The sequence below is a fragment of the Roseomonas sp. SRI_022 genome, assembly GCF_057586215.1.
On the sequence record NZ_JBYCZL010000025.1, the window covers coordinates 1 to 19158 of the forward strand.

22 protein-coding genes are annotated in these 19158 nt (G+C 69.5%); 17 read left to right on the forward strand and 5 right to left on the reverse strand.

Annotated elements, in window-relative coordinates:
• From infB to AC2YHJ_RS21280, 3 genes are all read left to right on the forward strand, one after another.
• A partial coding sequence (gene infB, locus AC2YHJ_RS21270; RefSeq protein ID WP_487398178.1) for a translation initiation factor IF-2 occupies positions 1 to 2073 on the forward strand: 2073 nt, incomplete at its 5' end.
• Between the two features lie 178 nt (positions 2074 to 2251).
• Complete coding sequence (rbfA, locus tag AC2YHJ_RS21275; RefSeq protein WP_487398179.1) at positions 2252 to 2668, forward strand: 30S ribosome-binding factor RbfA; 417 nt, start codon at positions 2252 to 2254, stop codon at positions 2666 to 2668.
• Positions 2665 to 3045: an acyl-CoA thioesterase gene (locus tag AC2YHJ_RS21280; RefSeq protein WP_487398180.1), complete on the forward strand. Its 381-nt coding sequence runs from the start codon at positions 2665 to 2667 to the stop codon at positions 3043 to 3045. Before rbfA ends, AC2YHJ_RS21280 begins: the two co-directional genes overlap by 4 nt.
• A gap of 1 nt (position 3046) precedes the next feature.
• On the opposite strand, the gene AC2YHJ_RS21285 is transcribed toward AC2YHJ_RS21280, so the two are convergent.
• Positions 3047 to 3280, reverse strand: coding sequence for a hypothetical protein (locus AC2YHJ_RS21285; protein ID WP_487398181.1), 234 nt, complete (start codon positions 3278 to 3280; stop codon positions 3047 to 3049).
• A gap of 62 nt (positions 3281 to 3342) precedes the next feature.
• Here AC2YHJ_RS21285 and truB point away from each other — a divergent pair, with 62 nt between their 5' ends.
• The 8 genes from truB to AC2YHJ_RS21325 all read left to right on the forward strand — a co-directional run bounded on the left by truB (position 3343) and on the right by AC2YHJ_RS21325 (position 10546).
• Positions 3343 to 4299 carry a tRNA pseudouridine(55) synthase TruB gene (truB, locus tag AC2YHJ_RS21290; protein WP_487398182.1) on the forward strand — a complete coding sequence of 319 codons (957 nt, stop codon included), beginning with the start codon at positions 3343 to 3345 and terminating at the stop codon, positions 4297 to 4299.
• A gap of 96 nt (positions 4300 to 4395) precedes the next feature.
• Positions 4396 to 4665 (forward strand): 30S ribosomal protein S15, encoded by a 270-nt coding sequence (gene rpsO, locus AC2YHJ_RS21295; protein WP_487398183.1) that lies wholly within the window; start codon positions 4396 to 4398, stop codon positions 4663 to 4665.
• A gap of 217 nt (positions 4666 to 4882) precedes the next feature.
• On the forward strand, positions 4883 to 5935 hold the full coding sequence (locus AC2YHJ_RS21300) for a dihydrodipicolinate synthase family protein (RefSeq protein ID WP_487398184.1): 1053 nt from the start codon (positions 4883 to 4885) through the stop codon (positions 5933 to 5935).
• 13 nt (positions 5936 to 5948) lie between these two features.
• On the forward strand, positions 5949 to 7103 hold the full coding sequence (locus AC2YHJ_RS21305; RefSeq protein ID WP_487398185.1) for a Gfo/Idh/MocA family protein: 1155 nt from the start codon (positions 5949 to 5951) through the stop codon (positions 7101 to 7103).
• A gap of 5 nt (positions 7104 to 7108) precedes the next feature.
• Complete coding sequence (locus AC2YHJ_RS21310; RefSeq protein ID WP_487398186.1) at positions 7109 to 8266, forward strand: dihydrodipicolinate synthase family protein; 1158 nt, start codon at positions 7109 to 7111, stop codon at positions 8264 to 8266.
• A 160-nt stretch (positions 8267 to 8426) separates the two neighbouring features.
• Complete coding sequence (locus AC2YHJ_RS21315; protein WP_487398187.1) at positions 8427 to 9239, forward strand: sugar phosphate isomerase/epimerase family protein; 813 nt, start codon at positions 8427 to 8429, stop codon at positions 9237 to 9239.
• A gap of 32 nt (positions 9240 to 9271) precedes the next feature.
• Complete coding sequence (locus AC2YHJ_RS21320) at positions 9272 to 10243, forward strand: Bug family tripartite tricarboxylate transporter substrate binding protein (RefSeq protein ID WP_487398188.1); 972 nt, start codon at positions 9272 to 9274, stop codon at positions 10241 to 10243.
• A gap of 84 nt (positions 10244 to 10327) precedes the next feature.
• The gene (locus AC2YHJ_RS21325) at positions 10328 to 10546 is read left to right on the forward strand and encodes a DUF4170 domain-containing protein (RefSeq protein ID WP_487398189.1); all 219 of its coding nucleotides are present in this window, start codon (positions 10328 to 10330) and stop codon (positions 10544 to 10546) included.
• 7 nt (positions 10547 to 10553) lie between these two features.
• Here the strand turns inward: AC2YHJ_RS21325 and AC2YHJ_RS21330 are convergent, their stop codons facing one another.
• The 4 genes from AC2YHJ_RS21330 to hslV all read right to left on the reverse strand — a co-directional run bounded on the left by AC2YHJ_RS21330 (position 10554) and on the right by hslV (position 14478).
• Positions 10554 to 11402 carry an EcsC family protein gene (locus AC2YHJ_RS21330; protein WP_487398190.1) on the reverse strand — a complete coding sequence of 283 codons (849 nt, stop codon included), beginning with the start codon at positions 11400 to 11402 and terminating at the stop codon, positions 10554 to 10556.
• A 101-nt stretch (positions 11403 to 11503) separates the two neighbouring features.
• Positions 11504 to 12289, reverse strand: coding sequence for an FTR1 family protein (locus tag AC2YHJ_RS21335; RefSeq protein WP_487398191.1), 786 nt, complete (start codon positions 12287 to 12289; stop codon positions 11504 to 11506).
• A gap of 89 nt (positions 12290 to 12378) precedes the next feature.
• Positions 12379 to 13704, reverse strand: coding sequence for an ATP-dependent protease ATPase subunit HslU (gene hslU / locus AC2YHJ_RS21340; RefSeq protein ID WP_487398192.1), 1326 nt, complete (start codon positions 13702 to 13704; stop codon positions 12379 to 12381).
• 213 nt (positions 13705 to 13917) lie between these two features.
• Complete coding sequence (hslV, locus tag AC2YHJ_RS21345) at positions 13918 to 14478, reverse strand: ATP-dependent protease subunit HslV (RefSeq protein ID WP_487398193.1); 561 nt, start codon at positions 14476 to 14478, stop codon at positions 13918 to 13920.
• A gap of 136 nt (positions 14479 to 14614) precedes the next feature.
• Between hslV and AC2YHJ_RS21350 the strand changes: the two genes are divergently transcribed.
• The 6 genes from AC2YHJ_RS21350 to AC2YHJ_RS21375 are packed head-to-tail and all read left to right on the forward strand — an operon-like array spanning position 14615 to position 19156.
• Positions 14615 to 15046 carry a PilZ domain-containing protein gene (locus tag AC2YHJ_RS21350; protein WP_487398194.1) on the forward strand — a complete coding sequence of 144 codons (432 nt, stop codon included), beginning with the start codon at positions 14615 to 14617 and terminating at the stop codon, positions 15044 to 15046.
• A gap of 60 nt (positions 15047 to 15106) precedes the next feature.
• Positions 15107 to 15721, forward strand: a complete 615-nt coding sequence (hisB, locus tag AC2YHJ_RS21355) for an imidazoleglycerol-phosphate dehydratase HisB (protein ID WP_487398195.1) — start codon at positions 15107 to 15109, stop codon at positions 15719 to 15721.
• Positions 15722 to 15723: 2 nt separating this feature from the next.
• On the forward strand, positions 15724 to 16098 hold the full coding sequence (locus AC2YHJ_RS21360) for a DUF2628 domain-containing protein (protein WP_487398196.1): 375 nt from the start codon (positions 15724 to 15726) through the stop codon (positions 16096 to 16098).
• 13 nt (positions 16099 to 16111) lie between these two features.
• A complete protein-coding gene (gene hisH, locus AC2YHJ_RS21365) occupies positions 16112 to 16768 on the forward strand; it encodes an imidazole glycerol phosphate synthase subunit HisH (protein ID WP_487398197.1) in 657 nt (218 codons plus the stop codon).
• A 32-nt stretch (positions 16769 to 16800) separates the two neighbouring features.
• Positions 16801 to 17355 carry an N-acetyltransferase family protein gene (locus AC2YHJ_RS21370; protein WP_487398251.1) on the forward strand — a complete coding sequence of 185 codons (555 nt, stop codon included), beginning with the start codon at positions 16801 to 16803 and terminating at the stop codon, positions 17353 to 17355.
• A 40-nt stretch (positions 17356 to 17395) separates the two neighbouring features.
• The gene (locus tag AC2YHJ_RS21375; RefSeq protein ID WP_487398198.1) at positions 17396 to 19156 is read left to right on the forward strand and encodes a DUF8201 family protein; all 1761 of its coding nucleotides are present in this window, start codon (positions 17396 to 17398) and stop codon (positions 19154 to 19156) included.
• The last annotated feature ends 2 nt before the right edge of the window (positions 19157 to 19158 follow it).

Below are 19158 nucleotides of genomic sequence, written 5' to 3' on the forward strand. Positions count from 1 at the left end.
AAGCCGGACGGCGACAGCCCGGCCGCGCGCCTGACGCTGAAGGCCCGCTCGTCCTCCGAGGAAGATGACGAGCGTCGTCCCGTGGTGCGCCGCCCGGGCGGCCCGCCGGGCGCGCCGGGTCGTCGCCCGATGCCGGTGCCGGTCAAGAAGGCCGCGCCGACCACGGATCGCCGCCGCGAAGGCCGCATCGACGTGCAGGCCGCGATCGAGGGTGAGGATGAGCGCAGCCGCTCCATCGCCTCGCTGCGTCGTGCCCGCGACCGCGAGCGGCGGCAGCAGGAACTTGCCCGTCTGCGGTCCGGCGCCGAGCGCGTCGTGCGTGACGTGGTGGTGCCGGAAGCCATCACCGTGCAGGAACTGGCGAACCGCATGGCCGCGCGTGGCGGCGAGGTGGTGAAGGCCCTGTTCCGCATGGGCGTCATGGCGACGCTGACGCAGTCCATCGACGCCGACACCGCGGAACTCGTGGTCCAGGAATTCGGCCACCGCGTGAAGCGCGTGAGCGAATCCGACGTCGAGATCGGCCTGGAAGGCGCGGAGGACACCGATACCGAGCTGGCGCCGCGCCCGCCGGTGGTGACCATCATGGGCCATGTCGACCACGGCAAGACCTCGCTGCTCGATGCGCTGCGCAAGACCGACGTGGTTGCGCACGAGGCCGGCGGTATCACCCAGCACATCGGCGCCTATCAGATCACGGTGCCGGACGGGTCGAAGGTCACCTTCATCGACACGCCGGGCCATGAGGCGTTTACCGCCATGCGCGCGCGCGGCGCATCCGTGACCGACATGGTCGTGCTGGTGGTTGCGGCCGATGACGGCGTGATGCCCCAGACGGTCGAGGCGATCCGCCATGCCCGTGCCGCGGGCGTGCCGATCATCGTGGCCGTCAACAAGATCGACAAGCCCGGCGTGAAGCCCGAGCGCGTGAAGCAGGAACTCCTGCAGCACGAGATCGTGGTGGAATCCCTCGGCGGCGAGACGCAGGAGATCGAGGTCTCGGCGACGCAGAAGATCAACCTCGACAAGCTGCTCGAGGCGATCTCCCTGCAGGCCGAGGTGTTGGACCTCAAGGCGAACCCGAACCGCGCGGCGGAAGGCACGGTGATCGAATCCAAGCTCGATCGCGGCCGTGGCCCCGTGGCGACCGTGCTGGTCCAGAAAGGCACGCTGAAGCAGGGCGACATCGTCGTCGCTGGCGCCGAATGGGGCCGGGTGCGCGCGATGCTCGACGACAAGGGGCGCCAGCTGAAGGAAGCCGGCCCGTCCCTGCCGGTCGAGATCCTGGGCCTGTCGGGCGTGCCTTCCGCCGGCGAGAACTTCATCGCCGTCGAGAATGAGGCGCGCGCCCGCGAGGTTTCCGAGTTCCGCCAGCGCAAGCTGCGCGACAAGGCGGCGGCTGCTGCCGGCGCCGGCCGCGGCAACCTGACCGACATGCTGGCGCGCATCCAGGCGGGCGAGCAGAAGGAAGTCGCCGTCGTCGTGAAGGCGGACGTGCAGGGTTCCGCCGAGGCGATCGGCGTAACGCTGGGCAAGCTCGGCAACGACGAAGTGAAGGTCCGCGTGCTGCATTCGGCGGTGGGCCAGATCACCGAATCCGACATCCAGCTCGCCAAGGCCTCCGACGCCGTGATCGTCGCCTTCAACGTCCGCGCGACGTCGCAGGCGCGCGACCTGGCGGCGAAGGAAGGCGTGGATATCCGCTACTACTCGATCATCTACGAAGTCGCCGACGACATCGAGAAGCTCTACAAGGGCAAGCTCGCGCCGGTGCAGCGCGAGAAGTTCCTGGGCTACGCGCAGATCCTGCAGGTCTTCGAGGTCAAGAAGATCGGCAAGGTGGCGGGCTGCCGCATCACCGAAGGCGTGGTCAAGCGCGGCGCCGGCGTGCGCCTGCTGCGCGACGGCGTGGTGATCCACCAGGGCGAATTGTCCACGCTGAAGCGCTTCAAGGACGATGTCCGCGAGGTGGGCAATGGCCTGGAGTGCGGCATGTCCTTCGCGAACTACGACGACATCCGCGTCAGCGACCAGATCGAGTGCTATGAGGTGGAGACGGTTGCTGCCGCCTGACGGGCAGCAGCAACCTTAGGTTTTTTGCCCTCAAACGCCGAGCGCGCGCATCCGCGCGCTTGGCTTTCGCGCCGTGCACTGTCGCATTGGCGACGAATGGCGGTCTGGCGCGGTCGCGCTGTGCGCTCCGGGCGCACCTTCGGTGCGCCGAAAGTGCAGGGAGGCAAGGTAGGTTCCCATGAGCAAGCCAAATCACCGCGGCCGCGATGACGGCCCGTCCCAGCGGCAGCTTCGCGTCGCTGAGGAAATTCGCCACTCGCTGTCTGCCGTCTTCGCACGGGAGGAATTCCGCGACCCCGACCTGCATGGCCTGCACGTCACGGTCACCGAGGTCCGCGCCTCCCCCGACCTGAAGCACGTCACGGCCTTCGTTTCCGCGCTGGGCAAGGACCTGACGAAGGAACAACTGGCCGGGCTGAAGCGCGTCTCCCCCTTCCTGCGGCGGGAGGTCGCGCATGCTGTGCGGCTCAAATACGCTCCCGACCTACATTTCCAGCCCGACACCGCGCTCGGCTATGCGATGCACATCAATGAGGTGATGCACCGCCCCGAAGTGCAGCGCGACCTGGAGCCGAACGAGGACGGCGAGGCATGAGCGCTGCCCCGCCGGCTGAGGCGCCGCAAGTCCGTGTCATCGCCATGCCGGCCGATGCCAACCCCGCTGGGGATATCTTCGGCGGCTGGCTGATGGCGCATATGGACCAGGCCGGCGCGTCCGTCGCGCTGCGACGCGCGCGCGGCCGCGTCGCGACCGTGGCGGTGGAGGCGATGACCTTTCACCTGCCGGTGCGCGTGGGCGATGAGGTCAGCCTCTATGGTCGGCTGCTCGGCGTCGGGCGCAGTTCCATCCGCGTGCATGTCGAGGCCTGGCGTCGCGACCGCACCGCAGAGGACGATGCCCGCGTGACGGAGGCGACCTTCACCTTCGTCGCACTCGACGAGGCCGGCCGCCCGCGCCCGGTGCCCGCCTGAGTCAGGAGGCGCAGCTGAACACCTCGAGCACCAGCAGGATGCCCAGCAGCACATTCGGCACCATGAAGCCGAATGCCGCGACAGGGCTTGCCACCAGCGCGCCGGCCAGCGCCGAGCCCCAGCTTTCCCCCGCGACCCCGCCGATCGCCGCACCCGATGCCAGCACGATGGCGGCGATCAGGATGCGGGCCCAGAGCGGCACCTCGCGGTCTTCTTCCTCGCCGTCCTCGGACATTGGCGGCCTGGCTTTCTGAAACGGCGCCGCAACGCGCCCCTCATCATTCCCCGGATCATCGCATGGCCCATCACCGCCACCGCAAGCCGAAAGGCCGCCCGATCGACGGCTGGCTGATCATCGACAAGCCGACAGCGATCGGCAGCACGGATGTCGTCGCGATCTGCAAGCGCGGCTTCCAGGCGCAGAAATGCGGGCATGGTGGCACGCTCGACCCGCTGGCGACCGGCGTGCTGCCCATCGCCTTCGGCGCGGCGACCAAGACCGTGCCCTACGTCATGGACGGGACGAAGCAGTACCGCTTCACGCTGCGGATCGGCGAGGGCCGGGATTCCGACGATGCCGACGGCAAGGTGACGGAGACCTCCGACGCGCGGCCGACCGACGACCAGATCCGCGCGGCGCTGCCGGCCTTCATCGGCGACATCATGCAGGTCCCGCCGATCTATTCCGCGATCAAGGTCTCGGGCGAACGCGCCTATGATCTGGCTCGCGCTGGGGAGGCGGTGGAGCTCGCCCCGCGGCCCGCGCGCGTCGATCGCTTCGAACTGATCGAGCGGCCGGATGCCGACACCGCCATCTTCTTCGTGGAATCCGGCAAGGGCGTGTACATGCGCTCCCTCGCGCGAGACATCGCGAAGGCCTGCGGCACGGTGGGGCATATCGCAGCCCTGCGCCGCATGCGGGTCGGACCCTTTCTTGAAAAGGATGCTGTTCCGCTGGACAGGATCGCCGTTTCCGGCGATACCCCGCCCCCTTCCCCGGAGCTTCTGCTTCCGGTGACGACCGCGCTGGCCGACATCCCGGCGCTGGCCCTCACCGAGGCCGAGGTCGCCCGCCTGTCCTTTGGCCAGCCCATACCGCTGGTCGAATTGATGGGCCGGGTACCGCGCGAGGCCAACCCCGATGGGGGCTTGGCCAGGGCGATGGCGGGGGAGCGCCTGATGGGTCTCGCCCGCTTCGAGGAAGGCTTGCTGAAGCCGGAGCGGTGGCTGGGCCAGGGCGAGGCTGCCCGATAGCCGAAGCGCCGAAGGGCGCGGAGGTCCTGATCGGCCGGCCGACGTCAACAAGCCAGCCGACGGCGTTCGCGCCCGGCCAACACGAAGGATAACCCGATGTCGATCACTGCCGAACGCCGCCAGGCGGTCATCAAGGATTATGCGACCGGCCCCAATGACACGGGCAGCCCGGAAGTTCAGGTCGCCATCCTGTCCGAGCGCATTTCGAACCTGACCGAGCACCTCAAGACCCATGCGAAGGATTTCCATTCGCGTCGTGGCCTGCTCGTGCTGGTCGGCCAGCGCCGCGGCCTACTCGACTACCTGAAGCGCAAGAGCCAGAAGCGCTACGAGACGCTGATCGGCCGGTTGAACCTGCGGCGTTAGTTTTGAGCGCCGGGTGCGGCCCATTTGGGCCGCCCGTCGGCGCGCCGTGCCTCGGCGTTGCGCTGAAGATCCCGGCGCGACGCCTTGTCGGGCTAAGAATTTGGAACGCCCCGCGCAGCGATGCGCGGGGCGTTCTGCGTTTCAGGAGCTTGCTTGACCCATGTCCTGGCCTCGCTTAAGTAACCATTCGGTTACTGTTGCGCCGGGGGGAACAGAATTGGGTCTGAAGCGAGAGGACTGGCCCGCGGGCGTGGCCGAACGGCTTGCTGCGGGCTGCGCGATCCCGGCGCATCCGTTGGCGCTGACGGCCGGGCGCGCCCTGGATCCGCGCCGACAGAAGGCGCTGTCGCGCTACTACCTCGATGCCGGGTCCGGCGGCCTCGCCGTCGGTGTGCACACCACGCAATTCGCGATCCGCGAGCGCGGCATGTACGAAACCGTGCTGCGCATCGCCGCCGAGGCCGCCGCCGAGCGGAGCGACACCCCGATCCTGGTGGGTGGCGCGATCGGCCGTACCGCGCAGGCCGTGAAGGAAGCGCAGGTCGCGCGCGGGCTGGGCTATCACGCGGTGTTGTTGTCGCTGGCCGCCTGGAAGGGCGCCTCGGAAGACGAGATCATCGCCCATTGCAAGGCGGTCGCGGCCGAGATGCCGCTGTTCGGCTTCTACCTTCAACCCGCCGTGGGTGGCGTCCCCCTGCCGGCCTCCTTCTGGAAGCGCTTCGCAGCGATCGAGAATGTCGTCGCCATCAAGATGGCCCCCTTCAACCGCTACGCGACGCTCGATGTGCTGCGTGGCGTGCTGGAAGCTGGCGCGCAGGACCGCATCGCACTCTACACGGGCAATGACGACCACATCGTCGCCGATCTGCTGACGCCCTTCACCCTGGTGCATCAGGGGCGCCCGACGACGCTGCGGATCGTCGGCGGCCTGCTGGGCCATTGGTCGGTGTGGAACCGCGCGGCGGTCGAGTTCCAGGCGCGCTGCGCCGCGGTGACGGGCCCAATCCCGGCCGATCTGCTGGCGCTCGATGCCGCCGTCACCGAGATGAACGCTGCCGTCTTCGACGTGGCGCACGACTTCCACGGCGTCATCGCCGGCTGCCATGAGGTGCTGCGCCGCCAGGGGTTGCTCGAAGGCATCTGGTGCCTCGACGACCATGAATCGCTCTCGCCCGGACAGGCGGAGCTGCTGACCGCGGTCGCCGAACGCTATCCGCACCTGACGGATGACGCCTTCGTCGCGGCCAATCTCCATCGCTGGCTTTCGTAAGGGATCACGACACATGGCGGAACGCCGCATCGGCCTCATCATGAACGGCGTCACCGGCCGGATGGGGATGAACCAGCACCTGATCCGGTCCATCGCGGCGATCCGCGCCGATGGCGGCGTGAAGCTCGCGAATGGCGACACGATCATGCCGGATCCGGTGATCGTCGGGCGCAACAGGGCGAAGCTGGAAGCGCTGGCCAAGGCGCACGGCATCAGCCGCGTCAGCACCGACCTCGATGCCTGCCTGGCCGACCCGAAGGATGAGATCTTCTTCGACGCCGCGACGACGCAGATGCGTGCGGGCCTGCTGCGCAAGGCGATTGCGGCCGGCAAGCACATCTATTGCGAGAAGCCGACCGCCGACAACCTGGCCGATGCGCTGGATGTGGCGAAGCTGGCGAAGGCCGCCGGCATCAAGAACGGTGTGGTGCAGGACAAGCTATTCCTGCCCGGCCTGCGCAAGCTGAAGATGGTGATCGACAGTGGCTTCCTCGGGCGTATCTGCTCGGTGAAGGGCGAATTCGGCTACTGGGTGTTCGAGGGCGACCTGCAGCCCGCGCAGCGCCCGTCCTGGAACTACAAGAAGGCCGAGGGCGGTGGCATCATCCTCGATATGCTCTGCCACTGGCGCTATGTGCTGGACAATCTGTTCGGCAATGTGGAGGCGGTGTCGTGCCTCGGCGCCGTGCACATCCCCGAGCGCATCGGCGAGGACGGCAAGCCGTATAAGGCGGATGCCGACGATGCCGCCTATGCGACCTTCCAGCTGGAAGGCGGCGTGGTTGCGCACATCAATTCGTCCTGGGTCACGCGCGTGCGGCGCGATGACCTCGTGACCTTCCAGGTGGATGGCACGCATGGGTCCGCCATCTGCGGCCTGCACAAGTGCTGGACGCAGTCGCGCGTCGCAACGCCGAAGCCGGTGTGGAACCCCGACCAGCCACAGACGATCGACTTCTTCGCTGGTTGGCAGGAAGTGCCGACGACGCAGGATTTCCCCAACGGTTTCCGCGTGCAGTGGGAGGAATTCCTCAAGCACGTCGCGGGCGAGCGGCCCGACTATCCGTGGAACCTGCTGGCTGGCGCCAAGGGCGTGCAGCTCGCGGAAGCGGGGCTGAAGTCCTGGGCCGAACGCCGCTGGATCGACATGCCGAAGCTGGAGGTGTGACGAACATGCCGACCATCAACCTGCCCAACGGCGCAGCCATCGAACCCTTCACGACCTCCGCGCCGCGCGCCTTTCCCAAGGCGACACCGCCCTTCCCGCGCATCGCGCTCGCCGCTGCGCATGTCGTCGCCGACACGCGCACCGAGCAGGACCCCTGGCTCGACGTGAAGATCGACTGGGACCGCACCATCGCCTTCCGCAAGCATCTCTGGTCGCTCGGCCTCGGCGTGGCCGAAGCGATGGACACGGCGCAGCGCGGCATGGGTTTGGACTGGGCCGGTGCGCAGGAACTGATCCGCCGCTCGCTCGATGCGATGAAGGACCACCCGGGTGCGGTGATGGCCTCCGGCGCAGGCACCGATCACCTCATACCCGGCCCGGACGTCACGGTGGACGATGTCATCCGCGCCTATGAGGAACAGTGCGAGGCCGTCGAGGCGATGGGCGGGCGCATCATCCTCATGGCCTCCCGCGCCCTCGCCAAGGCCGCGAAGTCCCCCGCCGACTACGAACGCGTCTATGGCCGCATCCTGTCGCAGGTGAAGCAGCCGGTGATCATCCACTGGCTCGGCGAGATGTTCGACCCGGCCCTGGAAGGCTACTGGGGCAACCACGACCACATGGCGGCGATGGAGACGGCGCTGGCCGTCATCATCGCCCATGCCGACAAGGTCGATGGCGTGAAGATCTCGCTTCTCGACGACAAGAAGGAGATCGCGATGCGCCGCCGCCTGCCGCGCGGCGTGCGCATGTACACCGGCGACGACTTCAACTACGCCGAATTGATCGCGGGTGACGAGCAGGGGCATTCCGACGCGCTGCTCGGTATCTTCGACCCGATCGCGCCGGCGGTGGGCGGCGCACTGGCGGCGCTGTCGCACAACGACCTGTCCACCTTCCACGACATCCTCGCACCCACCGTCCCGCTGTCGCGCCACATCTTCAAGGCGCCGACGCGGTTCTACAAAACCGGCGTGGTGTTCATGGCCTGGCTGAACGGCCACCAGGACCACTTCGTCATGGTGGGTGGGCAGCAATCCACGCGATCCATCCAGCATTTCTCGGAACTCTTCCGCCTCGCCGACAAGGCCGGGCTGCTGCGCGACCCGGAGATGGCGGTGGCGCGCATGCGCACGCTGCTTGCCTTGCATGGGGTCGCGTGATGGGCGGCGCGCCATCGAGGGGGCGTTGCCCCCTCGAGCACCCCCACCAGGGGGCAACGGCCCCCTGGACCGCGGAAAACGCCCAGATCCAAGGGGCGGTTGCCCCTTGGTGGGGTGAGGTGCGGAGAGGGGCAAAGCCCCTCTCTGCGGAGCCCACGCCATGACCCAAGCCGGCCCGATCAGCCTCAACACCATCACAGTGAAGCCCTGGTCCCTGCCGCAGATCATCGAGGCCTGCGCCCGCCACGGCATCTCCGCCATCTCCCCCTGGCGTGACGTGGTCCAGGCCATGGGCCTGCCCGCCGCCGCGAAGCACATCCGCGATGCCGGCCTGAAAGTCACCGGCCTGTGCCGCGGCGGCATGTTTCCCGCCGCCGATGCCGCCGGCCGCGCCGCGGCCATCGAGGACAACCGCCGCGCCATCGCCGAGGCCAACGCCATCGGCGCCGACTGCCTGGTTGTGCTCGGCGGCGGCCTGCCGAAAGGGTCGAAGGACCTTCCCGGCGCGCGCGAGATGATGCGCGAGGGCCTGCACGCCATCCTGCCCGATGCGCGCGCCGCCGGCGTGACACTGGCGCTTGAACCGCTGCATCCGATGACCTGCGCCGATCGCTCGGTGCTCTCCACCCTCGGCCAGGCGCTCGACCTCTGCGAGGAGCTCGGCGCAGGCACCGGCATCGCGCTCGATGTCTATCATGTGTGGTGGGATCCCGACCTGGCGCGGCAGATGCTGCGCGCGAAGGGCCGCATCGCCGGCTTTCATGTCTGCGATTGGAAGGTGCCAACCGTCGACCTCGTCTTCGACCGTGGCATGCCTGGCGAAGGCGTCATCGACATCCCCGCCATTCGCGCCATGGCCGAGACCGCAGGCTGGACGGGCGGCGTCGAGGTCGAGATCCTGTCCAACCGCTGGTGGGCGGAAGACCCCGAAGCGGTGATGCAGGCAGTGAAAGCCAGCCACGCCTTCTGCTGACCACCAACAAGACAATGTCCGGGACAAGAAAAATGAACGCCACACGCCGAGCCCTGCTCGCGACCGCCCTTGCCGCGCCCGCCACGGCGCGCGCGCAAGGCGCCTGGTCGCCGACGCGCCCGATCCGCTTCGTCGTGCCCTTCCCGGCTGGCGGCGCGACCGATGTCGTCGCCCGTGTCCTGGCCGAACGGCTGCAGGAGGCGCTCGGCCAACCTGTGGTGGTCGAGAACCGCACCGGTGCGGGTGGAAACATCGGCGTCGAGAACGTCGTCCGCAGCCCCGCCGACGGCACCACGCTGCTGATGGGCACCACCGGCACGCTCACGGTGAACCCGCATCTCTATTCCAACCTCGGCTTCGATCCACTGCGCGACCTCGCGCCGGTCTCGATGGCTTTCACCACCGACCACGTCCTGATCGTCAATCCGCAGGTTGCCGCACAGACGGCGCAGGAATTGCTCGCCCTGGTGCGGGCGCGGCCGGGTGCGCTGTCCTACGGCTCGGCCGGGTCGGGGTCATCGACCCATACCGTGCCGGAACTGTTCAAGCTCGCTGCGCGGGTGGACATCGCGCACGTGCCCTATCGCGGCAGCGCCCCGGCGCTGAACGATCTGGTCGCCGGCACCGTGCAGGTGATGCTGGACCAGATCCCGTCGGCGATTGGGCAGATCCAGGGCGGGCGGGTGCGCGCGCTGGCGGTGACGGGTGCGCGGCGTTCGCCGCTGCTGCCGGATGTGCCCACCCTGGCGGAGATCGGCCTGCCGGAGGCGCAGGCGACATCCTGGGGCGCGATGATGGCGCCCGGCGGCACGCCCGCGCCGATCGTGCAGCGCGTCAACGCCGCCATCCGCGAAGCGCTGGCCCAGGCCACGGTGCGTGAACGCCTGGCCGCGGCCGGGGCGGATGGCGTCTCCTCCACGCCGGAGGAACTCGCCACCTTCCTGCGCGAGGAATCCGCGAAATGGGCCCGGGTGGTGCGGGAGGCGCGGATCACCGTGAACTGACACACCATGCCATCTTGAGATGGCGCAAGGCTGCGGGCAGGTTGCGATGCAACATGCCGCCCCCTTGGGGCAACGGAGCGAGTGATGGCCGATCGGAAACTATGGTTCGTCTGGGGTGGTATCTTCACGGATTCCACTTGGCAGGAGCTGGAAGCGGGCACCGAGGAGTGCCACGGCCCCTTCCACGACCAGGCGACGGCCGAGCGGATCTGGCGCGATGAGATGCGCCGGCGCGTCGATACCGCACAGCACCGGCTTTTCGTGATCGAGGCGCCGCGCCCGGGTGGCGACGCGGCGGGCTGAACGCGCCTTATCGCGGCAGGAAGGGCTCGTCGCGCGTCGCCGCGACCGCGTCCCAGGCGGCGCGGACCGTCACCGCGCCATAGGTCCGTTCCAGCCGCCGCAGCGTGAAATGCCCGCGCGCGATGGCGCGGAAATGCGCGAGGAAGGCGAGGTTCACCGCCGCCCCCGCCGCCGCCCCCAGGATCGGTGCGGCCTGGGCCGTGAGCTTCAGCCCGACCGTGCCGCTGAAGCGCGCTGCCACTGCCGCCACGAAGCGCGGCATCACCGCGCCCTTCAGCGCTTCGGCCAGGGCGACGCGGACGGCGAAATAGCCGCTTTCGACCGCGTCATCGGATAGGCTGGTGCCGCCCAGGGCGAAGACCTTCAGGCATTCCGCGGCGGCGCCCGGGGCGGTGAGGTCCTCGCCTTCCTCGGCGGCGACGGCCGCGACCTGACGCAGCAGGATGGCGGTCGAGACCGGCAGTTCCACCAGCGTGCCCGGCAGGCCGAAGGCCCCGCCCATGGCGCCGGACGCTGCGGCCAGCCCGCGGTGAAACCAGCTCGAAGGCACCGGAAGCGGGGTGACGGAGGGGCCGGACCGCAGCGCCGCCGTCATGGCTGCGGACAGGGCGGTCCGCACGGCGCCGTCGAGCCCGCCCTGCACCGCGGCCGGAAGGCGGGCGCGCAGGGCTTCGACCGGCATGCCGGCGGCATTGGCCAGCCGTGCTGCGAGCGAGGGATTCTCGAGCGCCGCCCGCGCGGCGCGCAATTCGCGGTCGGCGTCGGGCGGCAGAAGGCCCGGCCCGGTGGTGGCGAGACTCATGCCTGTCAGGTGGACCGCGCCGCGTGCCAGGACAAGGTGCAGCGCGGACGTCATGCCTGGGAACGACTGCCGCCGCGCCCCGCGCCAAGTTCCGGCATTCCAAAGGGCACTGCCCTTTGGCGGGGTGGTCTGGAGGGGCAGCGCCCGTCCAGACCTCAGGCCGCCGTGGCCTTCCCGCCCCCGCGCATTCCCGCGACCAGCGCCGGCAATGCGAGCGCCGCCACCAGCGCCATCGCCGCCACCTGCTCCAGATTGTCGGGAAGCCCGAGGCTCTCGGCCCATCGCGGCAGGTCGATCGGGTCGAAGGGCAGCAGGGTCTGTTCCTGGAATTCCTGCACGGCCGCCGCCGCGAGCCGCGCGGCCATGGCCAGCAGGAAGACGGAGGTGCCGAGGAACAGCGGCCGCAGCGGCAGCCGCACTGCCAGCCGGGTCAGGGCGAACCACAGCGCGCCGAGCAGCGCGGCGGCGGCCAGGAGGCCCGGCAGCAGCGCGGCCGGCGACGGTGCATCGCCCAGCAGCGCGGCGAGGAACAGCACCGTCTCCGCGCCCTCGCGGAACACGGCGAGGAAGCCGATCAGCGCCACGGCCAGGCTGACGCGCGGGGCGGCCATCGCCGCCTCGGTCCGGCGCCGCAGTTCCGCCGTCCAGGCGCGCGGGTCGGAACGGCGGGCCAGCCAGCCGCCGGTCCACAGCATCAGCCCAGCGGCGAGGAGGCAGACCACGCCTTCGATCCGGTCGTCATGGGCGCCATCGCGCCAAGCCATGAAGGCGGCGGCGGCCAGCAGGCTCGCCGCCACGCCGCCCGCGGCGCCGAATCCGAGCGCGCGCATCCGGTCCGGCGCCGCCCGGCCCAGGAAGGCCGCGAGGGCAGCCAGGACGAGGATGGCTTCCATCCCCTCGCGGAACAGGATCAGGCCGGCGTCGAAGGCGTGGGAGGTCACGGCAAGCATCTTTCGCGATTGCGAGGCATTCGCAAATAATGGCGGAAGGCTTCACGCATGTCGCGTGAAACCTCCTCCATCCGGGGCGATCAGAGAATGAAGCGCGACAGGTCGGCGCTGCCCGCGAGCGGCGCCACCTTCCCGCGGACCATCGCGCCATCCACATGCACCGTCTCCCCGCCGCGGTCGGAGGCGGTGAAGGACACGTCCTCCAACAGCCGCTCCAGCACGGTGGCGAGGCGCCGCGCGCCGATGTTCTCGACGCTGGCGTTGATCTCGGCGGCGAGGTCGGCGAGCGCATCGACCGCATCGGCATCGAAGTCGAGCGTCACCCCCTCGGTGCCGAGCAGCGCGGTGTACTGCTTCAGCAGGGAATGCTCGGGCTCGGTCAGGATGCGGCGGAAATCGTCGCGCGTGAGTGCGGAGAGTTCCACGCGGATCGGCAGGCGCCCCTGCAGTTCCGGCAGCAGGTCGGACGGCTTGGCCAGGTGGAAGGCGCCGGAGGCGATGAAGAGGATGTGGTCCGTCTTCACCGGCCCGTGCTTGGTCGTGATGGTGGTGCCCTCGATCAGCGGCAGCAGGTCGCGCTGCACGCCCTCGCGCGACACGTCGCCGCCGCGGAAGCCGCCTTCGCCCGTGCGGGCGGCGACCTTGTCGATCTCGTCGAGGAAGACGATGCCATTGTTCTCGGCATTGGCGACCGCGTCGCGCACCAGCGCATCCTGGTCGAGCAGCTTGTCGGCTTCTTCCTTGGCGAGAGCGATGCGCGCCTCGGCCACCGTCATCTTCCGCGGCTTCTGGCGGCCGCCGAACATCTTGCCGAGCATCTCCTGCATGTTCTGGAACTGCACGCCTTGCTGTCCTGGCAGGTCCATCATGCCGATCGGCATGCCGCCGCCGCCATCGGCGATCTGCGCCTCGATCTCGCGCGCTTCCAACTCCCCGGCGCGCAGCATGCGGCGGAACTTCATGCGTGTCTCGCCGGACGCGCCTTCACCGACCAGCGCGGAGAGCAGGCGTTCCTCGGCGTTCAGTTCCGCCTTGGCCTGCACGGTGCGGCGGGCCTGTTCGCGCGCCATGGTGATCGCGGATTCCACCAGGTCGCGCACGATCGATTCCACGTCGCGGCCGACATAGCCAACCTCGGTGAATTTCGTCGCCTCGACCTTCAGGAAGGGCGCGTTGGCGAGCTTGGCGAGGCGACGCGCGATCTCGGTCTTGCCGACGCCGGTCGGGCCGATCATCAGGATGTTCTTCGGCACCACTTCCTCGCGCAGCCCTTCGGGGAGCTGCTGGCGCCGCCAGCGGTTGCGCAACGCGATGGCGACGGCACGCTTGGCGTCCTGCTGGCCGACGATGTGACGGTCGAGCTCGGAGACGATCTCGCGCGGGCTGAGATTGATGGCTTCAGACATTGTTTTGACCCTCAGACGGCGGGCGGCCGGCATCCGGGTGCCCATGCGCGTTGCGAAGCAACGCGACATGGGGCCCGTCCGCCAGCCTTGCCTTCGCGCCGTGCGCTGTTGCGCCTGCGACTACGGATGGTTTGGGCGCGGTCGCGCTGTGCGCTCCCGGATCGCGTCGAGCCGCGATCCGCGGGGCAGATTTCAATGGGCTGAGCGTCACGCTTAGGGTTCCAGGCTTTCGAGAATGATATTGCCGTTGGTGTAGACGCAGATGTCCGCGGCGATCTTCATCGAGCGCCGGCAGATCTCCTCCGCATTGATGCCATCCACCGGCAGCAGGGCGCGCGCGGCGGACAGCGCGTAGTTGCCGCCCGAACCGATGCCGATGATGGCATCCTCCGGCTCCAGCACGTCGCCCTGGCCGGTCAGCAGCAGGCTGCGCTTGGAATCGGCGACCGCCAGCAGGGCTTCGAGGCGGCGGAGATAGCGGTCGGTGCGCCAATCCTTGGCGAGATCGACGCAGGCGCGTTCCAGCTGGTCAGGGAAGCGTTCGAGCTTCGCCTCCAGCCGTTCGAGAAGGGTGAAGGCATCGGCGGTCGCGCCGGCGAAGCCGCACAGGACGCGGCCATTGGCGATGCGGCGCACCTTGCGCGCATTGCCCTTCACCACCGTCTGGCCGAGCGAGACCTGGCCGTCGCCGGCCATGGCCACGCGGCCGTCCTTGCGCACGCAAAGAATGGTGGTCCCGTGCCACCCGAGGGGATCATGTTGTGTGGAGGTCATGGTGCCCCGAAGATGGGCGCGCGAATGCCGCGACTCAACGGGGGGTGCGCGACCGCACGGTCATCGCTGTACAAGCGCTTTCCGTGATATGCTGGTTGTGGTTCTGAATCGCCATGCAACCGGATGGTGTGTCCCCATGCGCCGCCTTACCGCCCTGCTGACCAGCCTTCTGGCCCCCATGCGCCCCGCCGGACCGGCCAGTCCCGCCGCCGAGGCCGGCCATGCCGTGGCCGACCCGCTGCCCGAGACGGCCGGGACCGCGGAGCGCCGTGCCAGCGAAAGGGTGCCGCTGCGTCGCGGCGCCATGCTGGAACTGCCCGGCCGGCGCCGGGTCGCGGTGAACCTGCTCGACCTGTCCGAAGGCGGTGCGGCGCTGCAGGCCCACGGCCTGGACGTCGCACCGGGGGTGGCCGGCGCATTGATGGTCGATACCGTATTGCTGCCGGTCAGCGTGGTGGCCGTGTCCGGTGAGCGGGTGCACCTCGCCTTCCAGTCGCTGACGCCTGAGGCCGAAGCGGTGATCCGGCGCCTGCTGCGCAGCGTGCTGAAACGCCCGCTGGCGGCCTGATCCGGCGCGCTCTGGGCCGGACGATTGCGGGACCGGGTCGGAGCGGCGTAGGAAGCCCCCATGGATGGCCCCCTGACCCCGCCGCGCCGCGCCGAGATCACCCGCGAGACCGCCGAAACCGCGATCCGCGTCGCGCTGGACCTCGACGGGTCGGGCCGGGCTGAGATCGCCACCGGTGTCGGCTTCCTCGACCACATGCTGACCGCGCTGGCGCGCCATTCGCTGATCGACATGACGATCGCCGCCAAGGGCGACCTGCATATCGACTTTCACCACACCGCCGAGGATGTCGGCATCGTCATCGGCCAGGCGCTGCGCAAGGCGCTCGGCGACAAGCGCGGCATCCGCCGCTACGGCGCCGCCCTGCTGCCGATGGACGAGGCGCTGGCCGAATGCGCCATCGACATCTCCGGCCGCCCCTTCCTCGCCTGGTCCGTGCCCTTCGCGCGGGACAAGGTGGGCGAGATGGACACCGAGCTGTTCGAGGAATTCTTCCGCGCGCTCGCCTTCAACGCAGGCATCACGCTTCACATGACCTTGAAGGCGGGCACCAATGCGCACCATGTCGCAGAGGCCTGCTTCAAGGCCGCTGCCCGCGCGCTGCGACAGGCCACCGAGCCCGACCCGCGGGCCGGCGGTGCCATCCCCTCCACCAAAGGGGTGCTGGAGGCCTGAGGATGCGCGTCTGGACGGTGCAGGTCAGGCCGCCGGCCCGGGGAAAGCCGCCGCGGTTGGCGCTGCTGCGGGACGGTTTCGCGCCCTTCGCGGTGCCGGCCCCGGCGCTTTGGTTCCTCTGGCACAGGCTGTTCGCGCTCGCCGCGCTGTATGTGGCCGTGGCGGTCGCACTTGGCGCCACCCTGCCGCCGGCGGCGTCGGGTCCGCTGCTGCTCGGTCTGAATCTCTTCATCGGGTTCGAGGCGCGGAACCTGCAATCCTGGTGGCTCAGCCTGCGCGGCTGGCGGACCGAAGCGGTGGTGATGGGGCGCGATGCCGACGCGGCCTTTCTGCAACTCGCCGCCTGGCGGCCCGACCTTGCCCGCGTGGCGGTCTGAAAAGGGGCTGGGCATGGCGCAGCGCGTCGCGGTGGTCGATCCGGGCTCGGGCAATCTGGCCTCGGTGCTCCGCGCCTTCGAGAAGGCGGCGGAGGACCATGACATCGATGTGGAGGTGAAGGTCGTCACCGCCGCATCCGACCTGCGCGTCGCCGATCGCATCGTGCTGCCGGGCCAGGGCGCCTTCGCGGCCTGCCGTCGCGGCCTCGACGCCCTGCCTGGCGTGGTGGACACGCTCGAGGAGCGGGTGCGCGGCCATGGCGTGCCATTCCTTGGCATCTGCGTCGGCATGCAATTGATGGGCTCGCGCGGGCTGGAACATGGGCAGACCCCGGGCCTCGGCTGGATCCCAGGCACGGTGGCGCCGATGGACCCGCGGATGGACGGCATGGCGTTGCCGCTGCCGCAGATGGGCTGGAACGGCCTGTCCTTCGAAGAAGGCTTCCACCCGATGCTCGACGGGGTGAAGCCCGGCGACCAAGTCTACTTCGTGCATTCCTACGCCTTCGAGGCGGAGGACCCCGAGGATGTCATCGCCACCACCGACTACGCCGGCCCGGTGACCGCGGTCATTGCGCGCGGCAACCTCGCCGGAGTGCAATTCCACGTCGAGAAGAGCGGCCCGGTGGGGCTCGCGATGCTCGCCAACTTCCTGCGGTGGGAACCGTGAACGCTTCCGTCGCCGTGCAGACACCGCGCGAGATCGCCGTCGAGCGCGCCGAACGCCTCTCCGAGGCCGACCTCGCCGATCTGGCCGAGGCGACCGACGCCGCCATCATCGAGGGTGGCGGCTTCGGCTGGGTCGAACCCCAGGGCCGCGCCGCGCTGGCGCGGCATTTCCGTGGCGTGCTGCTGGTGCCTGAGCGCGAGCTGTTCGTCGCCCGGCTGGACGGCCATGTCGTCGGGTCCGCCCTGCTGGTCCGCCCGCCCCGCAACAACGAGGCGCAGGCCTTCTCCGCCACGCTGACCCACGCCTACATCGCCCCCTATGCGCGCGGCTTCGGCCTGGCGCGGATGATGGTGACGAAGGTGGAGGAACGCGCCGCTTCCCTCGGCCACCGCGTCATCAACCTCGATGTGCGGGAGACGCAGGCGACCGCCATCGCGCTGTTCGAGAGCCTCGGCTACCAGCGTTGGGGCACGCATCCCTTCTACGCGCGCGTACGCGGGCAGACGGTCGCGGGGCACTACTACATGAAGACGCTGGAACCGGGACGCGGGCGCAGCACCGGCGCGCTGATCGACGGGGCTGTCTGATCGCTCCGCCGCATCAGGCCCGGCCTGAAGGCGGCGATCCATGCTGATGTCCGGCGGGCTCGTGTTGCTCGCCGCCCTGGTGTGCTTGGGCTACGGGCTGCTCGTGCTGCGGCTGGCCGATCGGCTGGACCCGGGCTTGGCACGCGGGATCACGGTGGGCGATCTCGGCATCCTGGGCTACGCGGCGCTCGGGCTGCTGGCGAACACGATCCATGTCTTGGTGCCGCTCGGCGGTGCCGCGGCCGCTGTCGCCTGCCTTGGCGGCCTGGCGCTGCTGCTCGCGCAGTGGCGAGGTCTCGCCCGCCAGGCCGAGGCCTTCGGCTGGGGCTTGCCGGCCACGCTGCTGTTGATGGTCGCCGCCTGCCTGCATCTCGGCGCCTTGATCCCGGCTTCGACACGGGGGCATTTCGACACCGGGCTCTACCACATCCAGGCCGTGCGGCAGGCGATGGAGTTTCCGCTGATCATCGGCAGCGCGAACATCCATATGCGCTTCGGCTACAATTCGACCGTCTTTCCCACCGCGGCGCTGCTGTCCGGCGGCTTCCCGGGCCTGGCCGGGGCGTTGACGACGAACGCCCTGCTGCTGGCCTTCGTTGCTCTCGGCGTGGTGCAGCGCGCCCTCGCACGGGGCGATGGGTGCGGCTTGCGTTCGACGCTGTTCGGGCTGCTGGCGATCGTGCTGGCGCTGTTCACGCCGCTGCTGATCCTGCGCATCTGGGCCGGAACGCCGAACACCGATCTGCCGAGCGCGCTGATGGTGCTCTATGCGTTCCATCTCGCGCTGCGCCTGTCCGATCTTGGTGGTGGCGCGGCGGATGCCCCGGAGCGGGCCGGCATCGTGGCCATGTTGTGGGTGGCGGTGGCGCTGGCGGTGATGCTGAAGCTCTCGGCCCTGCCAGTGGTGCTGCTGCTGGCTCTGCCGGTGCTCGCCTGGCGGCGCGGCTGGATCACCCTGCGGAGCATCGGCATCGGCGCCGGGGCGGCGCTGGCGATCGGCCTGCCTTGGCTGGGCCGTGGCATCGCCACCTCGGGCTGCCTCGCCTATCCCCAGCCATCGAGCTGCCTGCTGGTTCCCTGGCGGATCGATGCGGCCGTCGCGCGGACGGATCTCGACTGGATGCGGTCTTGGGCGCGCCGGCCCGATGCGCCGCCCGAACTGGTGCTGGCCGATTGGTCCTGGCTTCCTGACTGGGCGGCGAGGCTGCGAATCGAGCCCGCGTTCACGACCGTCCTGGTGCTCTGCGGGGTTGCCGTCGTGCTGCTGGCGGCCCGGTTGCTGCTGCTGCGGCTGGTGACTGTGGGGGACCTGCTGCCGCCGGCTGCGCGGACGGACATGTTGCTTCTGACCGGTGTCGCGCTGGCGGGCATCGCCTTCTGGTTCCTCACCGCGCCGCTGGTGCGATACGGCCAGAGCTGGCTGGTGCTGCCGCTACTACTGGCCATCGCACAGGTCGCGCCGGTCGGCTGGCGGCACGCCGAAGGGGCCGTGGCGTATCCGGGCGGTATCCTTGCCAGATTGGCGCAGGCGCGGTTCCGGACCGGCGTCGCACTCGGCATCGCCATGGCGGTGGTGTTGGCTCTCGCCGGCTCGCCCCTCCGGCGGCTGCTCGACACCGGGCCGGTCCGCTTGCCGACGGTCGCTGTCGAGTCAGGTGGCAACCTGGCCGGCCTGCCGATCCATGTCCCAGTACAGGGTGGCCAATGCTGGGACGCACCGCGCCTGTGCACGCCACATCTGCGGGATGGCCTTGTGGTGACGCGCTTCCTGGGGACCTGGATCGTCCGGGACCCGTCGTGAGC